The organism is Reyranella sp. CPCC 100927, assembly GCF_007859315.1.
Classification (GTDB): Bacteria; Pseudomonadota; Alphaproteobacteria; order Reyranellales; family Reyranellaceae; genus Vineibacter.
The window spans coordinates 558124-573129 of record NZ_VOHA01000001.1; the positions used below are offsets into that span (position 1 = coordinate 558124).

Below are 15006 nucleotides of genomic sequence, written 5' to 3' on the forward strand. Positions count from 1 at the left end.
AGGTCATATACGGGAACGGTATGCTAATACCAGCGTCATGCCCACCGTCACGCTTGTCGGCCTCGGCCGCATCGGCAGCACGATCGCCCAGGCGCTCGATGCCGGCACGATCCCATCGCTCACCCTGGTCGGCCATATCCGGCGCGGCACGCCCGAGCCCGACCGCCATGCGGCACTGGCGGGCGCCGATATCGTGGTCGAGGCGGCGGCCGCCGCCGTGGTGCCTGACCTGGCACGCAGCGTCCTGCCGCAGGGCAAAACGCTGGTCGTGACCAGCGTCTCAGGCCTGTGGCTCGAGCCCGGATTGGACCAGCTTGGTGGCCGCATCATCGTGCCGTCGGGTGCGACGCTGGCACTGGATGCGCTGAAAGCGCTGGCGTTTCATGACCTGCGCCGCGTCAGCGCCTGCCTGCGCCTGCCCTCCGTCCACGCACCGGGTGAAGTCGACGACTACCGCGGGACCGCGCGCGATGCGGCCCGGCGCTTTCCGGGCCATGCCAACAACTTCGTCGCCACGGCGCTGGCGCTGGGTGTCGATGACTTTCCGGTCGAGGTGCGGCGCGACAACACGGTCGAAGGGCCGACCGTCGAGGTGTCGGTCGAGACCGATACCGCGGTGCTGTCGGCGCGCCTGTCGCACCGGCCCAGTCCGGCGCATCCCGAGGTATCGCGCAACATCGCGCTCAGCGTCCTGGCCGTACTGCGTGATCTGGGGAGCGCCGTGCGCGTCGGCACATAGAGGCGCGTTACGGCCGTACGCCCGGCGACTCCAGGGGCATGCCGCGGGCGCGCTGCATCAGGAACAGCTCGAGCTGGACATACTCGGGCGAATCGTAGGCGTAGGGCTCGGCGCGCATGCCGACCAGGCAGTTGCGCAGGCGCCGCTTCAGCGAACCCAGGCCCTGCCATTCCAGGCGATAGATCGGATAGGCGGTGGGATGGCCCTGCGGAATGGTCGCACTGCCAAGCTTGCGGCTGTCGTTATCGTCGTGGCACTGCGCGCAGGACAGGTTCAGCTGGCCTTGCCGCTGCTTGAACAGCGCCGCGCCGGCGTCGATCGACGGCCGCAGGCGCGGATCGTCTGATGGTGCGATCGGTTTGCCACGCGATTGCCGTGCCACATATGCGGTCAGTGCCAGCAGGTCGCGGCTTTCGCCCGCCAGTGCCTCGGCCTGCTGGTGATCGCGGCGGCAGAGGTTGATGCGCTGCTCGAGATCCACCGGCCGGCCGAGGCCGGCGTCGAACGCCGGATAGCGTGCGGCCACATCCGCCATGCTCTCGACGCCGCCGTGGCAATCGGCGCACGCCTTGTCGGCGGCGCCCACGCGCCGCGTCCACAGCGCGGCGCCGTCGCGCACCCACAGCATGGCGGGATTGGCCGTGTCGTCGTCCTGCATGGACTGCACGGACTTGCTCATGTCCTGGTAGCCGGAGCGTCGGGTGTCGGCTCGTTGCGCCAGTGCGATGGAGACGCCGATGGTGCTGCCCACACAGAGGACGGCGATCAGAGTCTTGCTCATGACGACTCGTCATCCCGAGCGCAGCGAGGGATCTCCTGGGGAGACGCACTGTACGTCACTTCGCAGAAGATCCCTCGCTGCGCTCGGGATGACAGCAGGCTCACGACGTGACCGTGATCGGGGCGGTCTCCTCGGCCGAGAAGCCGTCGTCACCGGTCCAGCGCAGGACAAGCTTCCCGCTCTCGGTCGCCACCGTGAAGAAGGCGATGAACGGGTTCGCCGCGATCGCCGGCGATAGCACCAGGTTGAAGACCTCGACGCCGTTGTAGGTACAGGTGAAGCGCTGAATGATGTTGCGCGGGATCAGCGTGCCGTTGGTGCCGGCGCGAAAACCCGTCTCCATGGGATGCGAGATCAGGGCCTTGATCTCGAAGGCCTCGCCGCGCTTGACCGTGCCGGGCACGTTGATGAGGGCGTTGCCCATCAGGTCGGATCCTCGAGGCAGGCGGCCAAGGTCACGATCACGTCGGCGCTGGCAGTCCAGAATTCACCTGTGTTGGTCTCGGCGATGGCGATGATCTTCTGGCTGTCGTTGAGCTTGATGCGCACCGCGACCTGGGCGCGTCCGTTGCGCGGGCTCAGCGTGGCGGTCATCACGTAGGGCTGCGGGTTCTTTTCGTTGAAGACGTGGATCGCCTTGACATGGTCGACCTCGGTCATCGGGCTGTCGACGGTGACGGTCATCGGCACCGTGTTGCCGTTCTCGGCCAGCGGCGGCAGATCCAGCGTGACCTTGCCCGTGCGCAACGATGCGCCGCCCACGACGTCCTTGATCGCCGCCGCGAGCGACTCCGGCGTGGCTTGGGCGGGCATGCTGGTCGCGCCCAGCGCCAACGCTGCGGCAGCGCTGCTCGATCGCACGAGGAACGTGCGCCGGGTTGTCGTTCGGGGAGTACGGGCCATGGCCATCCTACTCCTTCAAGGTTGCCAGAAAGGCGACCACGTCTTCAATCTGCTCGGCCGACAGGATCGGCTTGCCGACCAGGCCTCGGGCCACCCGGTCCAGCCCCTGGATGCGATAGTAAGGTGGCATGATCGTGTCGGGATTGAGCCGTCCGGCATCGACGATGCGCAGGCGCAACTGGCCTTCCGACCAGCGCGAGCCGGCACCGGCCAGGGATGGCGCCAGATTGCCCTGGAAGCGCTCCTCGGGAAAAGGGCCGCTGTGGCACAGTAGGCACAGCCCAAGCTGCCGGTTGGCGACGATCGCGCGCCCGCGCATGGCATCGCCAGCCTGTCCCGTCAGCGCCGCCGTGATCGCATCGCCCGTGACCGCGTATGGCCGCAACGCCTCCTGCGCCCGCAGCGATGCGCCGGGCAGACAGAGCGCAGCGACGATCACGCACCACAGTCGGCGTCTCACCCGAAGACCTCTGCCGTGATCGTCTTGAACCATCCCTGGGCATAGAGTGCTTCCTGGGCCCGGAAAGCCGCATCGGCGTCGAGCGGACTGACGCCACCAGCGCCGGCGATGTCGGCAAGCTGCCCGTTGGTGGGGCGATAGACGCCGGCGACAGAGATGCCATAGTCAGGCGCCACCAGGCTGTAGCAGGTGTTGATCAGGCGCGGCTCAGCCACGCCTTGGCCGGCCAGGCGCGCCACGACCGCGGCGGCGCACGCCTTGGCCTGCGCATTGGCGGCGAACGCGGACTTGGGCATGGCGCCCATGATGGCGGCATCGCCGATCACATGAATGCCTGATTGCAGGGTCGATTCGAAGGTCGAGGGATCGACCGGGCACCAGCCGGTGCGATCCGCGACGCCGGCCAGCTCAGCGATGCGCGCCGCCTTCTGCGGCGGGATGACGTTGGCCACCGCGGCCTTGTGGCGCGCGAAGTCGGTGATGAAGGTCAGGCTCGACGGCTCGACCGACGTGACCTTGCCGCCCGCCGACAGCCCCACCCACTCGAGCAGCCCGGGATAGAGCGCGGCCCAGGCGCTCTGGAACAGGCGCTGCTTGGAGAACGCATCCTTGGCATCAAGCAGGATCAGCTTCGATTTCGGCTTTTTGGTCTTCAGGTAGTACGCAATCAGGCTGGCCCTTTCATAGGGCCCCGGTGGACAGCGGAATGGATTGGCTGGCGCCGACATCACGACCACCCCGCCGTCGTCCATCGCCTCGAGTTGGCGGCGCAGCAGCAACGTCTGCGCGCCGGCCTTCCAGGCGTGCGGCATGCGCTCCGCGGCGTCTTGCGTGTAGCCCGGCAGCCCGTCCCAGCGCAGGTCGATTCCCGGCGCCAGCACCAACCGGTCGAACGACAGGCGCGTGCCGTTCTCCAAGGTCACGGTGCGGCCGCCCGGGTCGACCGCGGTCGCACTGCTGTGTGCGAGGGTCACGCCGTCGCGGGCCAGCGTCGTGTAGCCGAACTGCTGCTGCTTCAGGTCGCGCAGGCCGGCGATGACTTCGTTGCTGAACGGGCAGGCCACGAAATCCGCGTTGGCCTCGACCAGAGTGACCGACAACGCCGGATCGAGCTTGCGCAAGGTCCGCGCGCATGTGGTCCCGGCAAAGCCGCCGCCCACGACGACAACGCGTGCTGCGGCGGCCTGGGCCGACGCGACGTGCGGTGCCAACACGGCGGCCGCGGCCGCGGCGGCGGTCGAAGCCAGGAAGCGTCGGCGCGAGGTCATGGTCAGTCCTTCTGAGCACCGAACCAGGCGGCCAGGGCATCGATCTCCGGATCGGTGAAGCCCTTGGCGATGCGGCCCATCACCGTCGGCGCGCGGGCACCGTTGCGGAAGTCACGCATCGCCGCCGCGAGATCGGCGGGTGCGCGACCGGCCAATGACAGCACCGGCGTATCGACACCCTTGCCGGCCGGATGGCAGCCGGAGCACGACAGGGCGCCGGCCGGCGCTTCGGGTGAGGCAGCGGCAGCGGCACCAGCCCAGAGCAGGGCGGCGGTGAGGATGGCAGCGTTTCCTCCCCGGCGAAGCTGGGGAGGTGCCCCGAAGGGGCGGAGGGGAGCCGACGTAGTCTTGGCAACGGAGACCACGTCGGCTCCCCCTCCGGCCTTCGGCCACCTCCCCCAACTGCGTTGGGGGAGGAAAGACCGTGACGGCATGCGCTAGGCACCTTTCTTCAAATCGGCATGCATCAGCGGCAGCGAGCGCACGCGCTTGCCGGTGGCGGCGAAGATGGCGTTGAGCACCGCCGGTGCCGCCACGGCGATGGTCGGCTCGCCGACACCGCCCCAGAAACCGCCCGAGGCGACGATCACCGTCTCGACGTGTGGCATCTCCTCCATGCGCACCACGTTGTAGCTGTCGAAATTGGTCTGCTCGATGGCACCGTCCTTGACGGTGCATTCGCCGTAGAGCGCCGCCGACAGGCCATAGACGAACGAGCCCGATACCTGGCGCTCGATCTGCGCCGGGTTGACGGCGACGCCGCAGTCGGTGGCGGCGACGATGCGGTGGATCTTCAGCGCGCCGGTGTCGCTCACCGAGACCTCGGCACAGGCCGCGACGTAGCTGCCAAAGCCCATGATCTGCGCCAGGCCATGGAAGCGGCCCGGCGGCGCCTTGCCGTAGCCCGCCTTCTCGGCCGCCGCATTCAGCACCGCCAGGTGCTTGGGCTTCAGCATCTTGCGGCGGAACTCCAGCGGGTCCTGGCCCGCCGCGTGCGCCAGCTCGTCCATGAAGCATTCGACATAGATGGCGTTGTGGTTGGTGTTCACGCCGCGCCAGAAGCCGGCCACGATGTGCGGGTTGCGCATGGCGTGATCGATCAGCAGGTTCGGCACGTTGTAGCCGAACGCCGCCTCGGCACCGCCGGGGTTGAGTCCCTGGAAGACGACGGGATCCATCCCGTTCTGCAGGTTCTGCGGCAGCAGCGAGGCCAGGATCGACTGGCCCGAGATGCGCATGTGCAGGCCGACCAGGTCGCCCTTGGCGTCGAGCGCGCCGACCAGCTTGCACTGCGTGATCGGATGGAACTGGCACTGCGCCATGTCCTCCTCGCGCGACCAGATCAGCTTCACCGGCGTGCCCGGCATCTGCTTGGCGATCAGCACCGCCTGGCGCACATAGTCGTTGCGGCCGCGACGACCGAACCCGCCGCCCAGCAGCATCTTGTGCACGTCGCACTTGGCAACCGGCAGTTCGGCCGCTTCCGCCGCGGCGGCCAGTGCTGCTTCGCCGTTCTGCGTCGGGCACCACACCTCGCACTTGTCGGCCGTGTAGAGCGCCGTGGCGTTCATCGGCTCCATGGTGGCGTGGTTCTGGAACGGATAGCTGTAGATCGCCTCGACCTTCTTGGTGGCGCCGACGATCGCGGCCTTGACGTCGCCGGCCTTGTTGCCGACGAACGCCTGGTCGGCGTCGAGCCCTTCCTTCAGCATCGCCGCGATGGTGGCGCTGGACACCGACGCGTTGGGGCCGGCATCCCACTCGACCGGCAGCGCGGCGAGCGCCGTGTGCGCCGACCAGTACGTGTCAGCCACGACGGCCACCGCGATGCCGTCCAGCGCCATGACGCGCTTCACGCCCGGCATCTTTTCAACCTTGGCGGCATCGAAGCTCTTCAGCTTGCCGCCGGGCACCGGGCAGGCCTTGACCGTGGCCGTCAGCATGTTGGGCAGGCGCAGGTCGCTGCCGTAGAGCTGTTTGCCGGTGAGCTTGTCGAGCGTATCGAGCCGCTTGACCGGTTTGCCCGCGACCTTCCAGTCCTTGGGATCCTTGAGCGGGATGTCCTTCGGCGGCTCGAGTGCCGCGGCAGCCGCCGCGACCTTGCCGAACGTCACCGTGCGACCTGACGGCTTGTGCGTGATGACGCTGTTGGCCGCCGTGCATTCGCTGGCTGGCACTTTCCAGTCCGCTGCGGCGGCCTGGATCAGCAGCATGCGTGCCGCCGCGCCGCCCTGGCGTACGTACTCGTGCGACTCGCGAATGCCGCGACTGCCGCCGGTCGAGAAATTGCGCCACACGCGGTTGCGCGCGACGTTCTGGCCGGGCGTCGGGTACTCGGTCGTAACCTTGGTCCAGTCGCACTCCAGCTCCTCGGCGACGAGCTGGGCGAGCCCGGTGAGCGTGCCCTGACCCATCTCCGAGCGGGCGACGCGGATCACGACCTTGTCATCGGGATGGACCACGACCCAGGCATTGATTTCGCGGACCGGGGTCGCCTGCGCCGACGCATTGCCGGGAAGGCCGAAGCCGAGCGAGAAGCCGCCACCGGCGGCGGCCGCGGCCACCAGGAGCGTGCGGCGGTTCAGGGTGGCGGGGGAGGCGGAGAGCGTATCGAGGGTCATCGTAGCCTCCCTCACGCCTTGGCCGCGGCATGGATCGCCGCGCGAACCTGTTGGTACGTGCCGCAGCGACAGATATTGGTCATCGCGGCGTCGATATCCTGGTCGGTGGGCTTGGGCGTGGCTTTCAGCAGGGCCGTCGCTGCCATGATCATGCCGCTCTGGCAGTAGCCGCACTGGGGCACGTCCAGGTCGAGCCAGGCCTGCTGGACCTTGGAGAGGACGCCGTTGTCGGCGATGCCCTCGATGGTGGTGATCTTGGCGTTGGCCGTGCTCTCCAGCGTCACCTGGCAGGAGCGTGTCGCCACACCGTCGATGTGGACGGTGCAGGCGCCACACTGCGCGATGCCGCAGCCATACTTGGTGCCGGTGAGGCCGATCGTGTCGCGCAGCACCCACAGCAGGGGCGTGCTAGGATCGACGGTCACGTCGTGTGTCTTGCCGTTGATGCTGAGAGCGACCACGGGCTTCCTCCGTCAAAAGACGACGGCATCGTCCGCAGGCGGTGACGGCCGTCGCTGTCCACCCCAAACCGTAGCGCAGTGGATTGCGCCGGTCCGCTGCAAAAATCCGAATCCTCCCGGAACTGTGATCACGGCTGCCGGCAGGAGCCGATCCAGGTTTCTGGGCGGATACGTCGAGAAAGAGAGGTCTGGTATGAGCGTTTCCGTCATCCAACAAGCCAAGATCCAGGCTCAGGTCCTGGTTCCGCTCGTGAAGGCCCTGCAGGCGGAGCTGGGCGAGGCGCGCGCCAACGCCCTTGTCCGAAAGACGCTGGGCGACACCTATCGCCGTTTCGGCGAGGCGTTCTGGCGGGCCAAGAACGAGGCGAACGTCGGGAAGGCCGTGGCGTCCGCGTTTGCAACGTATGCCCGCGACGATGCTCTTGAATACACCGTGATTGAGCAGTCGCGCGATGCCTTCGCGTTCGACGTCACGACATGCCAGTACGCCGCGTTCTATCAGGAACTGGGCGAGCCGGAACTCGGGTTCCTGCTGGTGTGCAGCGCGGATTTCGACACGGCCGAGGGATTCGGCTCCGACATCGAACTCACGCGTACGCAAACCATCATGCAGGGCGCTAGTCACTGCGATTTCCGCTACCGGCGGCTGACGACGGCGGACTGAGCGCGTCGCCCGGGGGCTGTCGCCTCGCGCACCTTTCAGCTTGACTTTGACCTTACGTCAAACGGCCACAACGCGCTCCTCCAACGGAGGAGTTCATGATGATCACCCATCGTCGTATGTTTCTGGGCGGCACGCTCGCCGCTGCTTGCGTCGCCGCACGGCCGCGCTTTGCCTTCGCCCGCACCGCCTCTGTCAAGACGAAGGACGGTGTGATGCTGTTCGTGAAGGATACCGGCGGCGGCGGTCGCGCCGTCATCCTGACCCACGCCTGGCCACTCAATGCCGACATCTGGGACGATCAGGTAACGGCGCTGTCGAAAGCCGGTTACCGGGTCATCACATACGATCGCCGCGGGTTTGGCCGTTCCGGCAAGCCCGACAGCGGCTACGACTTCGACACCTTCGCCGACGATCTGGCCGCCGTGATCGACCAGACCGGCGTGCGCGATGCCACCATCGTGGGTTATTCCATGGGTGGCGGCGAGGTGGTGCGTTACCTCACCCGTCACAACAACCGCGGCGTGGTGAAGGCTGGCCTCGTCGGCGGTGCGGCATACTGCCTGCTGAAGACCGCGGACAATCCGATCGGCGCCGAGATCGGCGTGTTCGACGGGATGAAGCAGGGCGTGCGCGGCGACCGCAAGGCATTCCTCGCCGGTCTGCTGGCCGACGTGTTCTTCGACGCCAAACGGCCCTCGACCGTCCCGGTCACGCAGGCGATTCTCGACAACGCGCTCGCCATGGCGATGCAAGCCGGCATCCCGGCGACGATCGGGTGTATCGACGCCTTCAGCAGGACCGACTTCCGCCCCGAGCTGGGCGCGGTCAAGGTCCCGACGCTGGTTCTGCACGGCACCGCCGACATCCCGGTGTCGTTCGAACAGGCCAAGGCGACCGCCGCCGGCATCGCCGGATCGAGGCTGATCGCGTATGAAGGCAGCTCGCACGGCATCGTCATCACCGAGCGTGATCGCGTGACGGCCGACCTGCAGGCGTTCCTCGCAAGCTGAGGTGGGAGGTTCGACGATGTTTCGGATCGGCGAATTCGCCCAGATCGCCCAGGTGTCCGGACGGCAGTTGCGGTTCTATGATCAGCTCGGCCTGCTGCAACCGGCGCACATCGATCAACAGACCGGCTATCGTTACTACACGATCCGCCAGTTGCCGCGGCTCAACCGCATCCTGGCCTTGAAGGAACTCGGCCTGTCGCTGGAGCAGATCGGTCCGCTGCTCAAGGACGAGATCTCGCCGTCGGCGCTACGCAGCATGCTCACCTTGAAGCGGGCGCAAATCGAGCGCTCCTTGCAGGAAGAGGAGGCTCGGCTCCGCCACATCGAGTCGCGCATCGCCCAGATCGACAAGGAGGGCAAGGCCGAGGACCTCGACGTCATCGTGAAGTCTGTTCCGCTGACGCCGTTCCTGTCGCTGAATTGCACCTGCGACAGCATGGACGAGGTGGTGCGCATGGTGCGAACCGTCGCGGCGGAAGGCAGCCGGCAGATCAAGCCGGGGCTGCGCGACAGGCTGATGGTCGTCGCGCGCAACGACGTCGATTCGGAAAAGCTTGATCTCGACATCGGCTTCTCGCTGACACGCCCTTCGAATGTCAGCGTGCGCATCGCGGGCGATCTCGTGCTGCGGGCAAGCGAGCTGTCCGCGGTCGAGACCATGGCGACCATCGTGCGCCCGGGCACGAACGCGGAAAGCCACACCTCGTTCAGCACCGTCGGTCGCTGGATCGAGGCCAACCACTATGAGATCGCGGGCGCCTGCCGCGAGGTCTTCCTTGAATCCATCACGGAGCCGCCCGGTTTCGAAGGCGCTCTGGTGGAGATCCAGTTCCCGATTCGCAAAACCGCCTGACGACGTTCGTTCTTCCGTTCCACACAGGCCGGGCGCCGACGCGCTTCCGCCAACGCCCCCTGCTGTCCCGATACCGGACAGCGACGACACGAGGAGGTGAGGTCATGCTCACGATCTACGGTGTTCCACTCTCGGTTCACACCCGCAAGACGATCGTCACGGCGATCCTCAAGAAGATGGATTACACGGTGAAGCCCGTGATCCCCGTGATTCCGGATAATCCGCCGCCGAACTGGGCGTCACTCAGTCCGACCGGGTTGATCCCGGTGATGGAGGACGGTGATTTCACGCTCGCGGATTCGAGTGCAATCTGCCTCTATCTGGAAAGGAAGCAGCCAAGACCGTCGATCCTGCCGAGCGATACCAGGGACTACGCGCGTGCCTTGTGGTTCGACGCCTACGCCGGCACGATCTTCCGTCATGTCGTGCATCCGCTGTTCGTACAGACCATCGTCAACCCGAACATCAGACAGAGTCCATCCGACAAGTCGGTGATCGACAACGTCCTCGACGCTGTGCAGCCCAAAATTCTGGCCTACCTCGACTCACAGATCAGCGGGCTGTTTCTTGTCGGCAACGCCCTGACGTTGGCGGATATCGCCATCGTGTCGAACTTCATCGTCTATCAGTACATGGGCTACAGGATCGACGCCGCGGCGTATCCCAGGCTTGCGACGTATCTCAAGCGGATCGCCGTGACCGACGCCTACGCCAAGGCGCTGGAAGACGAGAAGCCGTTCGTCGCCAACATGGGCCTCGATCGCAGTTTTCTGGACTGACCGATGGCGAGCAGCCGCGGCCACTGGCTTCATGATTCGACAGGTGTCCACCATGTCTCTGGGCTGGACAACAGGCTCACCATGAGGCGGTCTTCAATCACGGTTGCGGGTGCTCAATCCAACCGCCGGCGGTAGAGCGCAAGCAGGCGCTCCCAGTGCCGTTCGGCGGCAGCCTTGTCGTAGACCTTGCGCTGGGGGAAGGCGAAGCCGTGGTGCACGCCGGGATAGATCTCGAGTTCGCCGCCAGCGCCTGATTGCCGGAATAGGCCCTGCAGTTCCTTGACCATGTCGGGCGGTGCCAGGTCGTCGTGCTCGGCGCAGGCGATGTAGAGCTCGCCCTTGGCCTTGCCCAGGCTCAGGTGCGGGCTCTCCACCGCGTCGCTGACCAGCCAGGTGCCATAGAACGATGCGGCGGCGGCGACACGGTCGGGATAGCGCGCGGCGGCGGCGAGCGCGTAGGGGCCGCTCATGCAATAGCCGTGGCAGCCTACTGCGCCCTTGCGCACTTCCTTTTGCCGGTCGACGAAGGCCAGCATCGCGGCGATGTCGTCCATCATCGGCGGGATGGTCATCCTGGTGCGTACCGCCCGCATGCGGGTGTGCTCGGCGCTGCCGTGTTCCAGCACGTCGGGGCCGTACTTCGTGTCGCGCCCGGCGCGGTAGTAGAGGTTGGGCAGCAGCACATAGTAGCCTGATGTGCCCAGGCGGCGGGCCATGTCGTACAGCTCTTCGCGGATACCCGGCGCATCCATCAGGAAGAACACGGCAGGATGGGGCCCGTTGCGCTCGGGACGGCAGATGAACGTCTCCATCGCGCCGTCCTTGGTGGTGATGTCCAGGATCTCCTCGATCATGGGCGCATGTCCTCGCGATATGTCTGGTACCAGCACACCACGCAGAGATGGGGCCAGCGACCCCCATGCGTGCAGGGCTGGGCTGCTTGTCGTGTCATCGGATTGACAGCAAGGACTCGGTTGTTAGCGTTTCGAGGCGTGCAGCAAGCGGACGACACGATCCGCAGGTTCCGGCATCGTCAGGTTTGGAGGAAACGATAATGAGTTCCGTTCGCCGCCGCGTCTTCGCGGCCTCGGCCACCGCATTTGCTCTGACGGCTCCCTACGTGGCACGGGCGCAGAAGAAGTACGATCCCGGCGTCACCGACAAGGAAATCAAGCTCGGGCATACCAACCCCTATTCGGGGCCGGCGTCGGCCTACGGCACCATCGGCAAGGCGATCGGGGCCTACTGGGCCATGGTCAATGACACCGGCGGCATCAACGGCCGCAAGGTCACCTTCGTCACCTATGACGACGGTTACCAGCCGCCCAAGACGGTGGAGATGGTGCGCAAGCTGGTCGAGGACGACAAGGTCTTCGCCATCTATCAGTTGCTCGGTACGCCGACCAATACCGTCGTGCAGAAGTACCTCAATCAGAAGAAAGTGCCGCAGCTCTTCGTCGCCACCGGCGCCTCCAAATGGGGCAATCCCGGCACGTTTCCCTGGACCATGGGCTGGCAGCCCGACTATGCGACCGAAGCGGCGATCTACGCCAAGCACATCATGGCCACCCGTCCCAACGCCAAGGTGGCGATGCTGTACCAGAACGATGACTCCGGTAAGGACTACCTGCACGGTTTCCAGACGGGCTTCGGCAAGGACGTGGACAAGTTCCTGATCAAGGTGGTGAGCTTCGAGATCACCGATCCCACGGTCGACAGCCAGGTCATTCAGCTCAAGGACTCCGGCGCCGACGTCTTCTTCAACCACGCGACGCCGAAGGCCGCCGCGCAGGCGATTCGCAAGGCGGCCGATCTCGGCTGGAAGCCAGAACACTATCTGGCCAATGTTTCGGCCTCGGTCGCCGCCGTGCTCAAGCCGGCAGGCCTCGACAACAGCAAGGGCATCATCACGGCCGCCTACGTGAAGGATGCCACCGATGCGCAATGGGCCCAGGATGCCGACTTCAAGGCATGGGACGCCTGGATGAAGAAGTACCAACCGGAAGCCAATCCGGCCGATGCCGCCAACGTCTATGCCTACGCCGTCTCGGCCACCATGCACGACTGCCTCAAGCGCTGTGGTGACAATCTCACCCGTGCCAACCTGATGAAGATGGCGGCCAGCATGCATAACCTCGAAATCCCCATGCTGCTGCCCGGTATCCGGATCAACACGAGCGACAAGGACTTCTATCCCATCCAGTCTGTGCGCCTGGCCCGGTTCGACGGCGAGACCTGGCGCCTGTTCGGCGACGTGCTGAGCAGCGAGGGGGCGTAGCGCGCACCTCTCCCCGCTCGCGGGGAGAGGTGATGTAGGGTAGGCTGCGTGCGGGGGATGGACCGGGGCGTTGACCTACACCTTCAATTTTCGCGACGTTTTTGCTGCCTGGGAGTTTCTTGCCGACGGCTTGATGCTGACCCTGCTGTTGTCGGGCGTCACCATCGTTGTCGGCTTTATCATCGGCACCCTGTGCGCAGCCGGCCGCGTCTATGGTCCGCGCTGGCTGCAGCGCATCATCGCCTGCTACGTCGAGGCGATCCGCAACACGCCGCTGATCGTGCAGCTGTTCCTGGTGTTCTTCGGCCTGCCCAGTGCCGGCATCAAGTTCGATGCCGTCACCGCCTCGTTGATTGCGCTCACGATCAACCTCGGCGCCTATACGTCTGAGATCGTGCGTGCCGGCATCGAGGCCATTCCGCGCTCGCAGATCGAGGCCGGCGCCGCGATGGGCCTCTCCGGTGTGCAGATCTTCCGCTACATCGTGCTGTTCCCGGCGCTCAAGGTCATCTATCCGGCGCTGGCCAGCCAGTTCGTGCTGCTGATGCTGGCCACCAGCATCGTCTCGCAGATCTCGGCACCGGATCTGTTCCATGCCGCCTCGATCGTGCAGTCGCGCACCTTCCGCGACTTCGAGATCTATGCCGTCGTGGCCGGCGCCTATCTTGCGCTCGCCGTGGTGTTCCGCCTGTTTTTGGCGGCGATCTACCAGCTCGTGTTCGTACGCCGATGATCCGCGAACTCGCCCTCATCGACGTCTTCTACCTGATCGCAGCCATGCGCTGGACGCTGGCGCTGACGGTCATCGCGTTTGCCGGTGGCGCCGTGGTCGGCCTGTCGGTCGCATTGTTGCGCGTGTCTCCGGCCGCCCCGCTGCGGTGGCTGGCCATGCTCTACGTGCACGCCGTGCAGGGTACGCCGCTGCTGGCCTGGCTGTTCGTGTTCTTCTTCGGCCTGTCGATCGTGGGCATCACCGTCTCGCCCTGGATCGCCGCCGCGGCCGCCTATTCGATCTATGCCGGCGCCTTCCTGGGCGAGATCTGGCGCGGCTGCCTGCAGTCGATCCCGCGCACGCAGTGGGAGGCCGGCGCGTCGCTGGGCCTGAGTTTCGCCGAGCAGTTGCGACACGTGATCATCCCGCAGGCGGTGCGCGTGGCGATCCCGCCGACCGTGGGGTTCCTGGTGCAGCTGATCAAGAACACGTCGCTGGCCGCGGTGATCGGCTTCGTGGAGCTGACGCGTGAGGGCCAGCTGACGACGGCCACGACGTTCCGGCCGTTCAGCGTCTACCTGATCGTGGCGGCGCTCTATTTCGCGCTCTGTTTTCCGCTCACCTGGTGGAGCCGGCGTTTGGAAAGGAGGCTGCATGTCGCTCGTTGACCTGCGCGACGTGGTCAAGCGCTACGGGCCGCTCACGGTGCTCGACGGCGTGTCGCTTTCCGTCGACAAGGGCGAGATCATCGCCATCATCGGCCGCTCCGGCTCGGGCAAGAGCACCCTGCTGCGCTGCGTCAACGGGCTGGAGCCGATCCAGGGCGGCGCGGTCACCTTCGCCGGCACCGTGGTGAACGATCCCGCGACCGACCTGCGCAAGCTGCGCCAGCAGGTCGGCATCGTGTTTCAGAGCTTCAACCTCTTCCCGCACCTCTCGGTCGAGCGCAACATCACCCTGGCGCCTACGGTCGTGAAGGGCATGGATCGCCAAGCGGCCCGCGAACTGGCGCGCACGGTGTTGCGCAAGGTCGGGCTGGAGGAAAAGATCGACGCTTATCCCGACCGCCTGTCGGGCGGCCAGCAGCAGCGGGTCGCGATCGCACGGTCGCTCGCGATGTCGCCGCAGCTCATGCTGTTCGACGAGATCACCTCGGCGCTCGATCCCGAGCTGGTCGGCGAGGTGCTGAAGGTGCTGGAGGAAATGGCGCGCGACGGCATGACCATGATGCTGGTGACGCACGAGATGGGCTTCGCGCGCAAGGTCGCGAGCCGAGTGGTGTTCATGCACCAGGGCAAGGTGTGGGAGCAGGGACCGGCCGCCGAGACGCTGGCCAAGCCGCGCACGGCAGAGCTGGAGACGTTCCTGAGCGCGGTGCTGCATTGAGGCGGCGCGACTGTCATCCCGATCGCAGCAAGGGATCTCCCGCGAACGGAGAATCCATTTCCAGGAGATCCCTCGCTACGCTCGGGATGAC

Annotated in this window: 18 protein-coding genes; 9 read left to right on the forward strand and 9 right to left on the reverse strand. The window is 66.1% G+C overall.

Features of this window, described 5'->3' with window-relative positions; genetic code table 11:
* Positions 1-37: 37 nt before the first annotated feature.
* Positions 38-739 (forward strand): aspartate dehydrogenase domain-containing protein, encoded by a 702-nt coding sequence (locus FQU96_RS02440; protein WP_146539241.1) that lies wholly within the window; start codon positions 38-40, stop codon positions 737-739.
* A gap of 7 nt (positions 740-746) precedes the next feature.
* Here FQU96_RS02440 and soxA read toward each other — a convergent pair whose 3' ends face one another.
* The 8 genes from soxA to FQU96_RS02480 form a co-directional block, all read right to left on the reverse strand.
* Positions 747-1520 carry a sulfur oxidation c-type cytochrome SoxA gene (soxA, locus tag FQU96_RS02445; RefSeq protein ID WP_146539242.1) on the reverse strand — a complete coding sequence of 258 codons (774 nt, stop codon included), beginning with the start codon at positions 1518-1520 and terminating at the stop codon, positions 747-749.
* Positions 1521-1620: 100 nt separating this feature from the next.
* Entirely contained in the window at positions 1621-1944 is a 324-nt protein-coding gene (soxZ, locus tag FQU96_RS02450; RefSeq protein WP_146539243.1) for a thiosulfate oxidation carrier complex protein SoxZ, read from the reverse strand.
* Positions 1944-2423 carry a SoxY-related AACIE arm protein gene (locus FQU96_RS02455; RefSeq protein ID WP_146539244.1) on the reverse strand — a complete coding sequence of 160 codons (480 nt, stop codon included), beginning with the start codon at positions 2421-2423 and terminating at the stop codon, positions 1944-1946. The genes soxZ and FQU96_RS02455 overlap by 1 nt, the downstream gene beginning before the upstream one ends.
* A 7-nt stretch (positions 2424-2430) precedes the next feature.
* Positions 2431-2883 carry a sulfur oxidation c-type cytochrome SoxX gene (soxX, locus tag FQU96_RS02460; RefSeq protein ID WP_370461335.1) on the reverse strand — a complete coding sequence of 151 codons (453 nt, stop codon included), beginning with the start codon at positions 2881-2883 and terminating at the stop codon, positions 2431-2433.
* Complete coding sequence (locus FQU96_RS02465) at positions 2880-4151, reverse strand: NAD(P)/FAD-dependent oxidoreductase (protein WP_146539246.1); 1272 nt, start codon at positions 4149-4151, stop codon at positions 2880-2882. The genes soxX and FQU96_RS02465 overlap by 4 nt, the downstream gene beginning before the upstream one ends.
* A 2-nt stretch (positions 4152-4153) precedes the next feature.
* The gene (locus FQU96_RS02470; protein ID WP_255467799.1) at positions 4154-4516 is read right to left on the reverse strand and encodes a cytochrome C; all 363 of its coding nucleotides are present in this window, start codon (positions 4514-4516) and stop codon (positions 4154-4156) included.
* Positions 4517-4588: 72 nt separating this feature from the next.
* Entirely contained in the window at positions 4589-6772 is a 2184-nt protein-coding gene (locus tag FQU96_RS02475; RefSeq protein WP_146539247.1) for a molybdopterin cofactor-binding domain-containing protein, read from the reverse strand.
* Between the two features lie 11 nt (positions 6773-6783).
* On the reverse strand, positions 6784-7233 hold the full coding sequence (locus FQU96_RS02480) for a (2Fe-2S)-binding protein (RefSeq protein ID WP_146539248.1): 450 nt from the start codon (positions 7231-7233) through the stop codon (positions 6784-6786).
* Between the two features lie 193 nt (positions 7234-7426).
* Between FQU96_RS02480 and FQU96_RS02485 the strand changes: the two genes are divergently transcribed.
* The 4 genes from FQU96_RS02485 (at position 7427) to FQU96_RS02500 (ending at position 10539) form a co-directional block, all read left to right on the forward strand.
* Positions 7427-7897 carry an L-2-amino-thiazoline-4-carboxylic acid hydrolase gene (locus FQU96_RS02485; RefSeq protein WP_146539249.1) on the forward strand — a complete coding sequence of 157 codons (471 nt, stop codon included), beginning with the start codon at positions 7427-7429 and terminating at the stop codon, positions 7895-7897.
* A gap of 95 nt (positions 7898-7992) precedes the next feature.
* Positions 7993-8907, forward strand: coding sequence for an alpha/beta fold hydrolase (locus tag FQU96_RS02490; RefSeq protein WP_255467800.1), 915 nt, complete (start codon positions 7993-7995; stop codon positions 8905-8907).
* Between the two features lie 16 nt (positions 8908-8923).
* Complete coding sequence (locus FQU96_RS02495) at positions 8924-9760, forward strand: MerR family transcriptional regulator (protein WP_146539250.1); 837 nt, start codon at positions 8924-8926, stop codon at positions 9758-9760.
* 104 nt (positions 9761-9864) lie between these two features.
* Positions 9865-10539 carry a glutathione S-transferase family protein gene (locus FQU96_RS02500; RefSeq protein WP_146539251.1) on the forward strand — a complete coding sequence of 225 codons (675 nt, stop codon included), beginning with the start codon at positions 9865-9867 and terminating at the stop codon, positions 10537-10539.
* Between the two features lie 113 nt (positions 10540-10652).
* On the opposite strand, the gene FQU96_RS02505 is transcribed toward FQU96_RS02500, so the two are convergent.
* Positions 10653-11393, reverse strand: a complete 741-nt coding sequence (locus FQU96_RS02505) for a dienelactone hydrolase family protein (RefSeq protein WP_146539252.1) — start codon at positions 11391-11393, stop codon at positions 10653-10655.
* Positions 11394-11593: 200 nt separating this feature from the next.
* Between FQU96_RS02505 and FQU96_RS02510 the strand changes: the two genes are divergently transcribed.
* From FQU96_RS02510 to FQU96_RS02525, 4 genes are all read left to right on the forward strand, one after another.
* A complete protein-coding gene (locus tag FQU96_RS02510; RefSeq protein WP_146539253.1) occupies positions 11594-12817 on the forward strand; it encodes an ABC transporter substrate-binding protein in 1224 nt (407 codons plus the stop codon).
* 70 nt (positions 12818-12887) lie between these two features.
* On the forward strand, positions 12888-13550 hold the full coding sequence (locus FQU96_RS02515) for an amino acid ABC transporter permease (protein WP_146539254.1): 663 nt from the start codon (positions 12888-12890) through the stop codon (positions 13548-13550).
* Positions 13547-14197 carry an amino acid ABC transporter permease gene (locus tag FQU96_RS02520; protein ID WP_146539255.1) on the forward strand — a complete coding sequence of 217 codons (651 nt, stop codon included), beginning with the start codon at positions 13547-13549 and terminating at the stop codon, positions 14195-14197. The genes FQU96_RS02515 and FQU96_RS02520 overlap by 4 nt, the downstream gene beginning before the upstream one ends.
* Positions 14184-14915, forward strand: a complete 732-nt coding sequence (locus FQU96_RS02525) for an amino acid ABC transporter ATP-binding protein (protein ID WP_146539256.1) — start codon at positions 14184-14186, stop codon at positions 14913-14915. Before FQU96_RS02520 ends, FQU96_RS02525 begins: the two co-directional genes overlap by 14 nt.
* The last annotated feature ends 91 nt before the right edge of the window (positions 14916-15006 follow it).

What these genes read in the sequence shown, in the direction of transcription:
- FQU96_RS02520 (WP_146539255.1), top strand. Translation starts at nt 13,547, where the DNA reads ATGATCCGCGAACTCGCCCTCATCGACGTCTTCTACCTGATCGCAGCC.
- FQU96_RS02490 (WP_255467800.1), top strand. Translation starts at nt 7,993, where the DNA reads ATGATGATCACCCATCGTCGTATGTTTCTGGGCGGCACGCTCGCCGCT.
- FQU96_RS02465 (WP_146539246.1), bottom strand. Translation starts at nt 4,151, where the DNA reads ATGACCTCGCGCCGACGCTTCCTGGCTTCGACCGCCGCCGCGGCCGCG.
- soxZ (WP_146539243.1), bottom strand. Translation starts at nt 1,944, where the DNA reads ATGGGCAACGCCCTCATCAACGTGCCCGGCACGGTCAAGCGCGGCGAG.
- soxA (WP_146539242.1), bottom strand. Translation starts at nt 1,520, where the DNA reads ATGAGCAAGACTCTGATCGCCGTCCTCTGTGTGGGCAGCACCATCGGC.
- FQU96_RS02440 (WP_146539241.1), top strand. Translation starts at nt 38, where the DNA reads ATGCCCACCGTCACGCTTGTCGGCCTCGGCCGCATCGGCAGCACGATC.
- FQU96_RS02525 (WP_146539256.1), top strand. Translation starts at nt 14,184, where the DNA reads ATGTCGCTCGTTGACCTGCGCGACGTGGTCAAGCGCTACGGGCCGCTC.
- FQU96_RS02505 (WP_146539252.1), bottom strand. Translation starts at nt 11,393, where the DNA reads ATGATCGAGGAGATCCTGGACATCACCACCAAGGACGGCGCGATGGAG.
- FQU96_RS02455 (WP_146539244.1), bottom strand. Translation starts at nt 2,423, where the DNA reads ATGGCCCGTACTCCCCGAACGACAACCCGGCGCACGTTCCTCGTGCGA.
- FQU96_RS02485 (WP_146539249.1), top strand. Translation starts at nt 7,427, where the DNA reads ATGAGCGTTTCCGTCATCCAACAAGCCAAGATCCAGGCTCAGGTCCTG.
- FQU96_RS02475 (WP_146539247.1), bottom strand. Translation starts at nt 6,772, where the DNA reads ATGACCCTCGATACGCTCTCCGCCTCCCCCGCCACCCTGAACCGCCGC.
- FQU96_RS02510 (WP_146539253.1), top strand. Translation starts at nt 11,594, where the DNA reads ATGAGTTCCGTTCGCCGCCGCGTCTTCGCGGCCTCGGCCACCGCATTT.
- FQU96_RS02495 (WP_146539250.1), top strand. Translation starts at nt 8,924, where the DNA reads ATGTTTCGGATCGGCGAATTCGCCCAGATCGCCCAGGTGTCCGGACGG.
- FQU96_RS02500 (WP_146539251.1), top strand. Translation starts at nt 9,865, where the DNA reads ATGCTCACGATCTACGGTGTTCCACTCTCGGTTCACACCCGCAAGACG.